5 protein-coding genes and 1 pseudogene are annotated in these 14,755 nt (G+C 40.6%); all 6 read left to right on the forward strand.

The genetic code is table 11. The features are described 5' to 3' along the window. A pseudogene (locus JWG40_RS19635) lies at positions 1-5,373 on the forward strand (hypothetical protein); the annotation flags it as partial. Continuing rightward, positions 5,363-5,998, forward strand: a complete 636-nt coding sequence (locus JWG40_RS19640; RefSeq protein ID WP_205287463.1) for a hypothetical protein — start codon at positions 5,363-5,365, stop codon at positions 5,996-5,998. The pseudogene JWG40_RS19635 and the gene JWG40_RS19640, both read left to right, overlap by 11 nt. Before the next feature lie 533 nt (positions 5,999-6,531). Beyond that, a complete protein-coding gene (locus tag JWG40_RS19645; protein ID WP_205287464.1) occupies positions 6,532-8,367 on the forward strand; it encodes a polymorphic toxin-type HINT domain-containing protein in 1,836 nt (611 codons plus the stop codon). Then, positions 8,367-8,840: an immunity 26/phosphotriesterase HocA family protein gene (locus tag JWG40_RS19650; protein ID WP_205287465.1), complete on the forward strand. Its 474-nt coding sequence runs from the start codon at positions 8,367-8,369 to the stop codon at positions 8,838-8,840. The genes JWG40_RS19645 and JWG40_RS19650 overlap by 1 nt, the downstream gene beginning before the upstream one ends. Positions 8,841-9,882: 1,042 nt before the next feature. Beyond that, the gene (locus JWG40_RS19655) at positions 9,883-13,383 is read left to right on the forward strand and encodes a polymorphic toxin-type HINT domain-containing protein (RefSeq protein WP_205287466.1); all 3,501 of its coding nucleotides are present in this window, start codon (positions 9,883-9,885) and stop codon (positions 13,381-13,383) included. After that, entirely contained in the window at positions 13,344-14,288 is a 945-nt protein-coding gene (locus JWG40_RS19660; RefSeq protein ID WP_205287467.1) for a WD40 domain-containing protein, read from the forward strand. Before JWG40_RS19655 ends, JWG40_RS19660 begins: the two co-directional genes overlap by 40 nt. The last annotated feature ends 467 nt before the right edge of the window (positions 14,289-14,755 follow it).

The raw sequence follows: 14,755 nt of genomic DNA on the forward strand, positions 1-14,755 counted from the left end.
GTTCGTGATGCTGTTTATTCCAAAAATGCAAACCTAGAATATGAGTTCCTTGGTGGATTTGATAACGCAAGAAAAGTGGTAGATAATTATGTAAAAAATAATCTACCAGGTCGGTCTGCCAACGAAGACCCATATGCATTAGTCAACCAATCCAAGGGAAGTGTGAGTTCCAATGCATCAAGCATTGTCACCGCAGGGGAAGAAATTGGTGTTATCTTCAACATCAAACAACAAGCAAACGGCAACTACCTTGCTGAATTACAAAAATACAAAGACATCTATGCAGAAAGACTCGCTGACTTTGACACCGCAGAGTTGGGATTCAAAAACCAACAAACGATAGTTACCGCTAAACAAAACGAATACAATAACAAACAAGAAGAAGTCAAAACTGCTTATGACTTACTAGAGCAGTCATCACGTGAGATGAGTTTACTTTCTTCTGTTTATGACTATGTAACCATTAAAGAATATTCCACACACGATGGTATTTCTGGAGAAAGCCAAGCTGCGATCACATCTCCAGTTGATTTAGTACGCAAACGATACCAAGATGCGGAAAAAGCTGTCACAGACAAACTTGCAGAAATCACTCTACTTCAAAAACGCGCTGACGATAGAATGAAGTTGAATGAGTTGCAAGCGGACACAGCTGTTGCCGGAAACAAAGCCGAAGCAGAAGAGTGGGCAGAACGTGCCATGCGTTTTAGCATCGCAGAAACAATCGTTAAAAACAAGATGCAAGATCTCCAAAGGCAAATCAACGATGCACGTAATGCCCTAGATGCCACTATGGAAGGGTTGGTTGGACCTGGTCTAAACCCTGCCATCATCGATGGTCGTTTGGATTTTAACAGTTATGACTACAAATACCAAGAAACACGACTAAGAGAATTCTATAAAATTGCAGATGGGATGGTAGCCGGTAAAATTGGCGCTTGGGATTTTATCCATGGCTCTCGGGGAAGTGTCGAACCGGCAACGTACTCTGGAGGACTGGCCCACATCCACCCAACCATCAATATCAACGGATACATGCATAACTACAATGCAGGTGTCGGTGGTGCTGATACAGTTGCCGCCCAACGAGGATTTGATGGTGTTTGGGTACTCAATGCCGGGGCCCCTTGGGAGAGTGCCTTTCTCCGCAGAACTTCTTATTCCTATGGGGAATTTGAGGCAAAAATGAACTATAGTCTCGGTAACGTAATGGGTTCGGCGATGCTTGTCTTTGCATTTCTGTCGCTCGGAAACCCTATGACAGGTATGGAGGCAATCAATCGTAACAAAGCTTGGATCGATAGTAAAATCGCAATTGATAATACAGTCAATACAGCTAGATCTCAAGCAGCTACATTAAAAAGCCTACAAGAAGAGCTCAACCGCTATACAGACATTTCTACCGGTGAACAACTCATCGATATGCTAAAGGGAGGACCAGCCAAAGGTTATGTTGCAACCGGATTAGAGGATAGTGATGTTGCTTTCCTCACAGGTGCTAGCGGGCAGTTGAAAAATGGAACCATCAACTGGACAGGTGGGAAAGAACCATTGTCTGTGGATCGCCTTGTGGGTAAAAATGGAGACCCCATCATCCAAAAAAGAGCTATCAAAGATTCTTATGGTCTATTTATCAGAGACGGGGTTGCTGTAGCCGGTTCCCCTTCCACGAACTCAAATGTTGGTTATGCGAATGATGGTCGTATGGTCAATATTATGACCTCAGCTGACGAATTTGTTGGCTCTCTTGCTTCCATTTCCAAAACACAATATACAATAGAAAAAGAAGAGTATTATGCCTCTCAAGAGGCAGCCATTGTCCGTGGTGTCAAAGCAGACAAACGAGAAATTTTGGATGATCGAGATCGTTTTTACTCTGGTCTCCTAGCAAAAGTTACCGATGCCACTGGTAAAAACATAGAATACGATATGTATAAGACACTCGTGGAAGACTACTATGGACAAGGAAACGTAGCCGACCAACTCTATGCATTGAACGAAGGACAACAACGCGAATACCAAATCAAAGTTTGGGACAATAAAGAAAAAGATTTCCAATCCAAAAAAGCCGACTGGATCGAAAACGTAAATTATTTGATGGAAACTGGTTCTGCTCGTTTTAACGATATGCTCACATCGTTTAACCAGTCTTGGGACCAGTGGAGACGTGACTTCAAAGAAGAAACCGACAAAGGCAAAGCCGAACATATGGCTCGCATTGAAGAAGCTTTGAAGAAAAAAACAGATTGGGAAGTGAGCCTACTGAACCAAGCAAGAAAAGGCGACCAGTTTGAAATTGATCAGGTGTATGCTGAGATCCAAAAAACGATCGCCAATATGGGAAGTGCTCCGAACGCAGTTCTTCTCCAAAACAATGCGAACAAAATTCTAAACACCATCATGAATAGCAAACCCCAAGTTCTGGACAATCGGATGTTAGAACAAGGGATGTATACGGATGTTCAATTCTTTGTGGATGAACTACAAAAATCCAAATACGACGAATCCAATGTAGATAAAATGAAATCTCTTACTAAGGAGATGGAAGATCGCAGTAAACAAATGGCAGTCTTACAGACTCTAGATTCCCTTTGGTCCTTGCCACTCACCTTTGAAGCAACAATCGCAGAACAAAACAAAGCTCTAGATGAACAACTATCTATGCAACTATTGCAGGATAACTTTATCAAGATGGGACCTGGGTATGTGAGATCAGCTGTAGACAAAATGGGGAATCCATCTTACCAAGTATTACCTATCTTTTCTCCTTATCTCTATATCAAACCGGATAAACTGCCTACAGTCAAAGATTCCAATGGAAAAGAATGGGATCTTACCGATTACCAAGCTCTCCAAGGGAAAGGTGGTCCTGCCAGTGCAGAACTTACCATGATGGTAAGACTTGCACGTAACCAAATGCAGACGGACTTCAAACTGACATACGACCCAGAGAAGTCAGAGAACCGAGAAGTCGGATATACAATGCTTGACCCTAAAGCAATGGCGAAAGTGGCACGTGCCGCACAGTCTGCGTTAGGACAACTTGCATCAGACCCTCAAAAGATGTTCGAGTTCAACTCTGCTGATGCCAAAGGTAGAGAAGCGATGATCGAATCGGCGAAGAACTCTGGTTATTTGGTTGGACCTACTGTGGGTGGAGCCTTCGGGACTCACCACTTCAACCAGTACTATCCTATCCTTAAGATGAAGGAAAAATACAACGAGATCAAGGCTGAAGGAGAAGCTCTAAAAGGTGATGGATTTGCCAATGCAGCAGGGGGAGTACTTTCTATTGCAACCGGTGGTCTCATCAATCCAAAACAAGCTGCCAAGTTTCTCCATGAAAATAGTGATGTAATCGATACCATCACCACTGTGGCTGCTGTTGTTGCTGCTCCGTTTACTGGTGGAGCTTCCCTTCTTGCACTCGCTGCTTATAAAACTGTGAAAGGAGCCTTTGAAGGTGGGGTCCTTGGTGCAGCCGCTGGCTTTGCTACAATTGGAAATGCAGCGTTATTTGTAGCAACTGCAGGCACTGTAAGTTATGATTTAAGTTATTCTTATGCAGAAGGCTTTGGTGCTAGTATTGGTGGTGGTTATAATTTTGTTCCTGGTTTATCATTAGGAGGAACTCTATCTTATAATGAATACCAAGGTTTTGACGGAAGTGTTGGTGTTCAAGCTCGGATGACTAATGATAGCAGTGTCACTCTCAACGCAGGAGTCAGCTTTAAAGCGGATACGAAAGGTAGAGTAACCGGTTCTCGAGTTGATGTCGGTGTGGGACTTGGACTTGGAAAGAACCAATCAGGTGGACATAACGCATCTTTGAACTTAGGTCTTAGTTATGATAGAAAAGAGGGGTTTGGACAATCTGCTGGGATTTCCGAGAATACGAACAAATTTGTTCCTCAGTCTAGTTTGGATGTGAGTAGGGCAGCGTTTAAAGATGGAACGGATTTCTCAATCACTAGTCCTGATGTTGCCGGAATCAATGCTGGTGTTACATACAATGATAAGGTAAAAAACTATACAGGGACAATCAATGCTAATGGAGCTAGTGCTTTCACATATGATGAAGAGTCTGGAAAGTTAAGCGGAAACAAAAATTTTCTAACCGATGCGGCAAAAACAAAGGCACTTTCTCTTGGTGGGATGACTGATGAAGAGTTATCTAACTTTGAAAGACAAAGAGCTTCTGGCTGGAATAGTATTAAACAGATGGGAAGTGATGCGATTGATGGAATCAGAAATTTTGTTAGTGATGGTTCCAGCTCCAATTTAGAACTTTCTCTATTTGACACTAATACTGATTTGGGAAGTGCAAACCGCAATTTAGGTAAAGACTTACTATTGGGGGTTGCTTCTTTTGGGCTTAATCTTTTCGAAGGTGGTTCTTTCAACGCAGAAGCTCCTTCTGGCCCAGGAATCGGGGGACGTGGTGGATTGGGGAATTTTATGAATGGGCTTAAAGGTTTCTTTGGTTTCGGGAATAACAGTGGGGAAAGTAATGGTGGAAGCCTTCCCAAAATCAATGATTCAAATCAGAGTAGTAATAACAAACCGTCGTCTTCGCCTGATGTCGATTCTGAGCAAGTGAGAGATTTAATGTCTAAAGAGGATTTACAGCCAGGTGGCAAAGTAGATAAACTAATAGAAGAAAAGGTCAATTTCAATAAAATTGGGAATGAATCGGACGGAGAACAGAGAAATAGAATCGTCCAAGAACTAAGAAGTGTTTCTGAAACTTTATCGTTTGATGGGCAAGACTCATTTAATGATTACGTTGCAAAAATGGGAAATCATATGGGAAAAGCATTAGATAAAATGGGTTATGGATATATTGGCTACCCAGGAAATATCAATTCTAAGGGGGATGCAAGTTTTATGACTAATATCGACTGCTCTAGCTTTGTGAGCGCTGTTGCCTATGTATCTGGTGTGACCTATGAATTTGAGAAAGGACATGGGTTTGGACTCAATGGGAAAGATACCATGTCTGCAGATGACATTGCCAGAAGAAATCAAACAGAGACAGGTAAAGAAAAAGACGGAAGTTATGGGGGGGTTCAAAATATGAGATATAACAGTCGATTATTTATTCCTACAACCGATAATAAACCAATCCCAGGAGCAATCGGTATGATGAAGAAATATGATGAAAAACTTGGTTTTTACTCAGATCATACTTATGTTGTCCAATCGGCGGATGACAAAAAAATCAATATAGTAGAAAGCGCAGGAGGTGGCATAGGTGTACAATTTTCTGATCACAATCAAGGAGTTCGTTATTGGAATAAGAAAACTACATTCTGGCAGTTAAATGGAAACTACAGACCAGGATTAATAAGGAATACACCAAATGGAAATTAACAAATTAACAAAAATATTTTTTTTATTAACTTTCAGCCTATGCCTGGCTTTCTGCGGTAAGCCATATTCAAAACCGAGAGGAAGTTCTCAAGATCTGGTCGTTTGTAGTAAAATGAGTGATCACCCCAGATATAAAAAAGGCTGCATTCCATTTGGAGAACGTCACTTTTGTTCCTTATTAGCGGAATCTATTAAAAGCAAAACATTTTTGAATTTTATGACCGGTGTATGGCTTGATGATAATGACCCACAAAGTGGTTTTATTTACAAGATTGATTCCAGTGGCACAATTATTCAGTACGATGATTCTACTGTTTCAGGGACATGGAAAGAGATAAGTCAGCCAAACTATAAATTTGCTAAGGCAAAAATTTCCAGAAAGGGTAGTATCATTCTCCTAGAAGATAAAATGAAATTGGAAGGGATATGGGTCTACGGAGAGGATATCGGAAAATTTATAGCTAACAAAACAAAAATTAAAATCGAATGTTTTGTTGGAATGCCTGATCAAATAGCAGTGCGGATTATTCCTGAAATTGGATTTCGACCGTACACAGAAATCTATTACGAGCCAATCAATGTTGAAATCGAATACCCTTCTGGAAAAATGCGCGTGATAGAGTGATTTTATTGGTGAGCCTCGCCAAAACTATAATCTTGAACAAAATGTTCGCTAAGTTAGACGTTGGTTGCAGATTGGATTGATTTTGGAGACAAAAAGCAAACGGAAGCAAAGAATGAAGATAGAGTGATTATGTCCCTAGAGTTAATTGCAAAATCTTGATCAAGAATCAGTAACGAGATAAATTTTTTTAGGATCATCTCTTTTTCTTGACAAGATTACTTTGCGATCAACTCTTCAAACATTGAAGAGTTGCTAATCACTCTTCGGACCTTCGTTTATTTTTTTTCTAACAAACTAATTTTATAAAAACCAAACCCCCGCGCCAGCGATAGTAGCGGAAATCCTTTCCCTAGGAAAGATTGGAGCGAATAGCGCGGTCGTTATTCAATGGAACTCTAATCGTCTAACGGATTCGAGGCGCCCAAACAATCATCAATCAATTCTTTTCTTAACCAAGTGAAGAGGTCGTCACGGAGGCGTGGCCATGGATGGCCTAAGCTCGCCAGTCGGACCCGGACGGGACGCTGGCAGGAGTGAGGACTTCTGAACTCGTTGGTTATGAGTTTGGTGGAAAAACGGACATGCTCAAAGGCCTTGGCTTGAACCTGAACTATAGCCAAAGCGGTGGTTTTGGTGGTGGTATAAATTATAGCAAGACAACGGGTGGAGGAACCAAGGTAACCGGTGGACTCAACTACAGTAAGGATGCTGGGGTAGGAGCTAGCCTCAACGCACAGAGAGAAGTAGCGAAAACAGATACGTATGCTACTACTGTGACCGGAGGACTATCCTATAGCCAGAAACAAGGGTTTGGTGCGAGTGTTGATGCTTCTATAGAGAAGGTGGCTCAAGCGGCAACTCCAGGACAAGAACCTCCTAAACCACAATTCAAACCCATCTCTCAAATGGATATGGGACTTTCTTTTAACCAGAAAGAAGGATTCTCTGCAAGTCTTGGTTTTGACGGGGTCAACGCACTCAGTTACAACCAGAACACTGGACTTTCTGGAAATACCAACTTCGGTTTGGATCTTCGCAAGAAATACATCCAAGATGAAATTGATGAAGAAGTAAAACTGAACAAAGAAGCCGCAGATAAGAAATTAGAAGACGCAAAAGAAGAATGGTTAAAAGAGAAGAGAAAAGATCCGAAATACGCTGATATTAAAGATGATGATGAGCTACTTAGACAGTATAAGAAAGAGCAAGAGACAAAAGCTGCCCAAGACGGATCTAGAGACAGTCTTCTAGCAAAGATAGGCGGCGATATTTACGATGATGTTGCTGGTGCTTTGGGTATCTCCACATCTGATGCCGGTAGACTAGACAAAGACGGCAAATTTGTTCCAAGAACTTGTTTTACCGCAGGAACTAAGGTTCACACGAACGATGGCCTTAAGAACATCGAAGACATTCAAGTTGGGGATATGGTTCTCTCTTGGAATGAAAAAACTGGGGAGAGGGAATACAAAGTTGTTACTGAACTCTTCTTACATGAAATCAACCAACTCTATGAGGTGAAAACTACCAAGGGAACTACTTTAGAAACTACTTGGAACCATCCATTCTGGGTTGTAGACAAAAAAGCATGGGTAGAAGTTAAGGACTTACAAGTAGGGGATGTTCTTTCTCTAGCCGATGGCGCACTTGTTGAAATCAGCAATATCCGAAGCTATAACGTGGAACCTACAAAGGTTTATAACTTTGAAGTGGAAGACAACCACAGTTACTTCGTCGGGGAAGACGGGGTGCTGGTGCATAATTATTTCGATCTAGCTGTAGAAGTTGTAAGTATTTCATTGGATATTGCTGATTTTGCAGAAGCCTACAAAAAAGGCGACACTACCGGAATGCTTCTTTCTGGCGGAAGTCTTGTTGTAGATGGAGTCCTTGCTGTCGTTCCTGGTGTGCCTGGCGGGGTGGGTATTGCAAGAAAAGTTGCTAAAGAAACTGCCGAGAAAGTCGCTAAAGAAACCGCCGAAAAAGGAGTTAAGAAGACTGTTAAGGAGACAGAAAAAAAAGCTGCCAAAAAGAGTGAGAAGACTTTTCAGACATATACAAAAAAGAATGAGACTACCGGCGAAGTCTACTCTGGAAGGACGAGTGGAAAAGGAACCCCTGAAGAAAATATTGCAAAACGTGATAAAAATCATCATAAGAATGACAAGGGGTTTGGTCCTGCTAAATTAGACAAATCGTCAAAAAATTCTGATGCGATCCGAGGTCGAGAACAACAATTGATTGATGGAAATGGTGGCGCAAAATCGCAGAAGGGAACTTCTGGTAATGATATAAACGGAGTTAGGGATAAGAATCCGAAAAAGGGTCAATATCAAGAAGCTAATTGTAAGGAATTTAAAGACTGCTAATGACTGGAACTTTAAAAAAACAAAAAAGAACACTGGGTCATATTGTGCGAATAGATTTAGGTAGAGGAGATTACTGCTTTGCTCAAATTTTAAAAGTAGCAAGCTATGCCTTTTATGATATTAAAACGAAAGACAAAGATATACCTGTGGCAGAAATACAAAAAAGGCCGGTTTTATTTGTCTGTGCAGTTTATGACTATGCAGTCACCGAAGGCCACTGGGAGAAAATTGGTAAAGTTGACAAGGGATTTGAAATAACAGAATTTCCGATGAAGTTTATTCAAGACGAATTAAACCCAAAAAAATTTGAATTGTATAATCCCGTAACTGGTGAAATAACGCCTGCAAGTCGGAAAGAATGTGAAGGTTTGGAAAGGGCTGCAGTATGGAAACCGGAGCATGTTGAAGATAGACTTCGGGATCATTTTAATGGTATTCCCAATCAGTGGGTCAAATCTTTGAAAATACAATAATATAAAACTGAGCCATCGCCAAAACTATAATAGTGAACAAAATGTTCACCAAGTTAGACGCTGGATGCAAACTAAATCGATTTTAAAAGCAAAAAGCAAACTAGAGTCATCGGTTTCTTATTCAAAACAAAGACGTTACTCTAAAAATCATTGATTCATCAATCGCGAAGATATAAGGAATCCTTCTGAGCCTCGCCAAAACTATAATAGCGAACAAAATGTTCGCTAAGTTGGACGCTAGTTGCAAACTAAATCGATTTTAAAAGCAAAAGCCAAACGGAACTCATTGAATTCTTGTTCCAAACAAAGGATTTACTCTAAAAATCATTGATTCATCAATCACGAAGATATAAGGAATCCTTCTCTTATATAGAAGAGATTCTCATGGGAAGGTTGCTAACCAAAGCAAGTAAAGCGTAAAAGAGAGTCTATCTCTTAAGCGCTTTTCTTCCAGGAGTAGGTGTGGTAGAGTCCACCTAACACAGGAGTGGAATGCACATCGCAGTTTCCATCTCTTGGTTTGTGAAGGATTGGTGAGGGGGTTTTTTTTGATAAGACATTCTACTGCAATAAATATGAATAAAAGTAAAGAATGAAGATAGAACCATTATGTCCCTAGAGTTCATTGCAAAATCTTGATCAGGAATCAGTAGCGAGATAAATTTTTTTAGAATCTTTCCTTTTTCTTGACAAGATCGGTTTGCGATCCAACTCTTCAAGCATTGAAGAGTTGGTAATCACTCTTCGAACCCTCTTTTATTTTTTTTCTAACAAACTAATTTTAATAAAACCAACTCCCTGCGCCAGCGATAGTAGCGGAAATCCTTTCCAAAGGAAAGATTGGAGCGAATAGCGCGGTCGTAATTCAATTGAACTCTAATCGTCTAACGGATTCGAGGCGCCCAAACAATCATTAATCAATTCTTTTCTTAACCAAGTGAAGAGGTCGTCACGGAGGCGTGGCCATGGATGGCCTAAGCTCGCCAGTCGGAACAGGAAGTTCCGCTGGCAGGAGTGAGGACTTCTGAACTTTGCCGAACATATGGCTCGCATTGAAGAGGCTTTGAAGAAAAAAGCCGATTGGGAAGTGAGCCTACTGAACCAAGCAAGAAAAGGCGACCAGTTTGAAATTGATCAGGTATATGCCGAGATCCAAAAAACCATCGCGAATATGGGAAGTGCTCCAAACGCAGTTCTTCTCCAAAACAATGCGAACAAAATTCTAAACACCATCATGAATAGCAAACCCCAAGTTCTAGACAATCGTATGTTAGAACAAGGGATGTATACAGATGTTCAATTCTTTGTGGATGAACTTCAGAAATCAAAATATGACGAATCCAATATAGAAAAAATGAAATCTCTTACTAAGGAGATGGAGGATCGCAGTAAACAAATGGCAGTCTTACAGACTCTAGATTCCCTTTGGTCCTTGCCATTGACCTTTGAAGCAACGATCGCAGAACAAAACAAAGCCCTTGATGAACAACTATCTATGCAATTATTGCAGGATAACTTTATCAAGATGGGACCTGGGTATGTGAGATCAGCTGTAGACAAAATGGGGAATCCATCTTACCAAGTATTACCTATTTTTTCTCCTTATCTCTATATCAAACCGGATAAACTGCCTACAGTCAAAGATTCCAATGGAAAAGAATGGGATCTTACTGATTACCAAGCTCTCCAAGGGAAAGGTGGTCCTGCGAGTGCAGAACTTACCATGATGGTAAGACTTGCACGTAACCAAATGCAGACGGACTTCAAACTGACATACGACCCAGAGAAGTCAGAGAACCGAGAAGTCGGATATACAATGCTTGATCCAAAAGCCATGGCGAAAGTGGCACGTGCCGCACAGTCTGCCTTAGGACAACTTGCATCAGACCCTCAAAAGATGTTCGAGTTCAACTCTGCTGATGCCAAAGGTAGAGAGGCCATGATTGAATCGGCGAAGAACTCTGGTTATTTGGTTGGACCTACTGTGGGTGGAGCTTTCGGAACTCACCACTTCAACCAGTACTATCCTATCCTTAAAATGAAGGAGAAATACAACGAGATCAAAGCTGAGGGTGAAGCTCTGAACGGTAATGGTTTTGCCAATGCTGTGGGAGGAGTGGTCTCTGTTGCGACTGGTGGGCTTATAAACGCGAAGCAAGCAGCAAAGTTTATGAACGATAATGGTGATGTGATTGATACAATTGTATCTGTGGCAGCCGTCATTGCTGCTCCATTTACTGGTGGTGCCTCGCTTCTTGCACTTGCCGCTTACAAAGCCGTCCAAGGTGCGTATAGTGGAGGAGTCGTAGGTGCACTCACCGGGGGATTAAGTGGTGTTGCTAATGGCTTTACTCAAATGGTTGGTGTCACTGTTGATGCTACTTATTCATACGATGAAGGTTTTGGGGCCAGTGTTGGCGTTGGTGTAGGTGGTGTTGCAACAGTCGGTATCTCTTATTCCGATCAAGGTGGTTTTGGGGCAAGCGTTAGTGCCGGCATTGGTCCTCTTCAAGTGGGACTTAGTTATTCCCAACAAGGTGGTTTTGGCGCTAATATAGGTTTCAAATCAAACAATTTGCAACTTGGTCTTTCTTATTCTGAAAAAGATGGATTTGGAGGTCAAGTCGGTGCTGCTGGTGCAGGTATGAGAGGTGGCCTGAACTATACCCAAGCAGATGGAATAGGAGTTTATGCCGGAAAAATGTTAGGTGAGGGAGCATTAGCGAACACAACGAGTGCCGAAATAGGCTGGAACCGCGATAAGGGATTCCAAGCATCTTACGGCTCGGATGATGCGCGTGCCACTTTTAGCCAAAAAGATGGATTTGGTGTGAAGCTTAGTGGCGAATTTGAAGGTATTGGCGGAAGCTTAGAATTCACGCAACGAGGAGGGTTCACAGCATCCTTGAGTGGTGAACTCATGAAGGGAGTGAATGGCTCACTCAGCTACAATTCGAAAACGGGATTTGAAGCATCTGTATCTGGCCAGATTGGAGGGAAGAATCTAAATCTAGGTATAGGGGAAGGGGGAAGACTAAGCTTCAATCATAGCAATGTGGGTGCCGAAGAATCTCTCTTCATCAATAGCATGGATGAACTCCAATCGAAGAATGATTCGGATATTCAAAAGGCAAAAGCAGAGATCGTTGCAAAATCGTTCGATGAATACAAAAAGAAGATGATCGAACTGAACCCAGATCTTGCAGAGTATGCTAACGATCCAAAAAAACTCCAAGATAAAATCAAAGAACTAGACGAGGGCGGGAAACTGAACCGTCCAGGTGATAAGGATAAAGCTGCTGTTGATTCTGGGGATTCACAAGATTCCATATTAAGCAAGGTTGGAGGAGCTATTGCTGACTTAGGCTATTCTTTTCTAGGAACAAGAGTATCATCTGGTATGGGTTATGTGGATGAAAAAGGTGTCTTCCACCAAAGAACTTGTTTTACCGCAGGAACCAAGATTCATACGAAAGAGGGACTCAAGAACATTGAAGATATCCAAATTGGAGATATGGTTCTTTCCAAGTCCGATGAAACAGGAGAATTGTCTTACCGCAAGGTAGTTGAGACTTTTATCCGCCAAACAGAAGCGATCTATACTGTCTCCTTTACTGACGGAACAACACTAGAGACTACTTGGAATCACCCGTTCCGTGTGAAAAAACAAGGCCATGCTTTAGAGAAGTTCTCTATAGAAAACACTGATTGGGTGCAGGCAAAAGACTTACATCCTGGGGATGTGGCTCTACGTGCCGATGGGCAGGAATTAGTTGTGACCGACATCACCATTGATGAGCGGGCTGAGACGGTTTATAACTTTGAGGTGGAAGAGTATCATACCTACTTCGTGGGGGAATCTGGGGTTTGGGTGCATAATGCGGATAGGTCTATGAAGGGTTATTCAAATCCAAGAGGGGAGAAGATTATAAACAAAAAAGAACACAATAGGGCACAACAAAAACTTGACCAGAATGTAGATAAATCAAAGGAAGCTATAAAAGATTTTGCAAAGAATGCAAAGAATGAAGATGGCACCCCTCCAGATAATTCTGTAGATGCAATGAAAGAATCATTACAAGATAATCTAAAGCCATCCGGTGAAAAAAATAAAACGGAAAATCTGGATCCAAATAGACAAAAATATAGGGGAATGTCTGAAACTGAACTAGACAATCAACTAAAAGTTGAAAAAGGAAACCAATGGGCTGAATTACAGTGGAGTTATGGTACTGACGATATGGTTAGTCCAGTAATTGAACAACGAACTAGGCAATCGACTCTGGATAGATATACAGACACTATTGATAAGATGAGGCGAAAAGGTCAAGGCGAAGCTAAGGTAGATGACTATATTTCAAACTTAAAGAAAAATGGAGAAATCCCCGAAAAAAATCGACCACAGGACAACAGGTGGGTGCAAAATTACAATCTTACGGATACAGAAGAACGAATAATAAGAATACAGTCCGAAATTAAAAGAAAGCAGGAGCCTTATCAGGGATGGAACAAGAAAGAAGCATTACCATATTATATACAATAGTTATTTTATTATTAGGCTGTAATGAAGTTGAAAATTCGAAAATATATAGTTCGCTGTATGTTCATCAATCGTCGATCAACCAACTTATAGCCTTTGATAACGGGATCATATCTGCAGGTAATGACGGCAAGATTTTTTACTCTAATGCTGCTTTAACTGAATCAAATCTCTTGTATGATTCAGGATATGATACTATTGAGGATGTTTTACTTATAAGAACAAAGACGGTTATTATTTCATCCTTTAACCAAGGCTTTAAAATTGTCCATTTAGAAGAAATGAATAGTGATCAGATAGATTTCTTCTCAAAGATTGACTCTGTCATATTTTCGCAAAATACCAACTCCGTAATATTTAGTTCATCAGGAAAATTGTATTCTTTCGAGGTTTCGCAGAAAAAAATCCGGAATTTATCAGATGAGCTAGCTGTCGCAATTCAGGCGATGCATTTTCTTGAGAAGGACTTATTGGCCCTAGGGACTTTTTCAGGTCAATTATTAATATATGATTTAAGTAAGAATAAAGTTGTAAAAAAAATTGATTTAGGAAATGGCCTTTCTGTAATGTCCATTGTTCACAATAAAGAAAAGATTTTCGCAGTTGGGCAAGCGAATGGTCGCATTGAAAATTTTGTAGTAGAAGTATCTCAGAATTCGAGTCAAATCCGAAATATATCTATATGCCAAGAAGCGGCCTATGACATAGAACTTGTCCTTAATAAACTATATGTTGCATGTGGGGATGTATACATATACCATCTGGATTCGATATTTGGTAAAACAGAAAGAATTAGTATACCTGAAAAATCTGCAACAGATATTCTTTTTATTGATCCATATCTCTATGTAAATGGAGGTAGTTCGGGTGAATATATAGGTGGCAATATATATAAAATAAGTGAGTGAGCCTCGCCAAAACTATAATAGCGAACAAAATGTTCGTTAAGTTAGACGCTGGTAGCAAATTGGAATGACTTTGGAGACAAAAACCAAACGGAACTCATTGAATTCTTGTTCCAAACAAAGGGTTTACTCTAAAAATCATTGATTCATCAATCACGAAGATATAAGGAATCCTTCTGAGTCTCGCCAAAACTATAATATCGAACAAAATGTTCGTTAAGTTAGACGTTGGTTACAAATAAGATCGATTTCGAAGACAAAACACAAACGGAAGTCGTCGAACTCTTATTCAAAACGAAGGATTTTCTCTAAAAATCAGTGATTCATCAATCACGAAGATATAAGGAATCCTTCTCTTAGATAGAAGAGATTCTTATGCGAAGAGTATCAACAATGTGTACAGATACAGTATTCGCCTTACACAATCCTCTAATTTAATTTAGATTATTGATTTTTTTCCTGTGTTAATT

The sequence above is a fragment of the Leptospira abararensis genome (genome assembly GCF_016918735.1).
GTDB lineage: Bacteria > Spirochaetota > Leptospiria > Leptospirales > Leptospiraceae > Leptospira_A > Leptospira_A abararensis.

Coding starts and splice junctions, on each gene's coding strand:
- JWG40_RS19650 (WP_205287465.1), top strand. CDS start 8,367: ATGACTGGAACTTTAAAAAAACAAAAAAGAACACTGGGTCATATTGTG.
- JWG40_RS19655 (WP_205287466.1), top strand. CDS start 9,883: ATGGCTCGCATTGAAGAGGCTTTGAAGAAAAAAGCCGATTGGGAAGTG.
- JWG40_RS19640 (WP_205287463.1), top strand. CDS start 5,363: ATGGAAATTAACAAATTAACAAAAATATTTTTTTTATTAACTTTCAGC.
- JWG40_RS19660 (WP_205287467.1), top strand. CDS start 13,344: ATGGAACAAGAAAGAAGCATTACCATATTATATACAATAGTTATTTTA.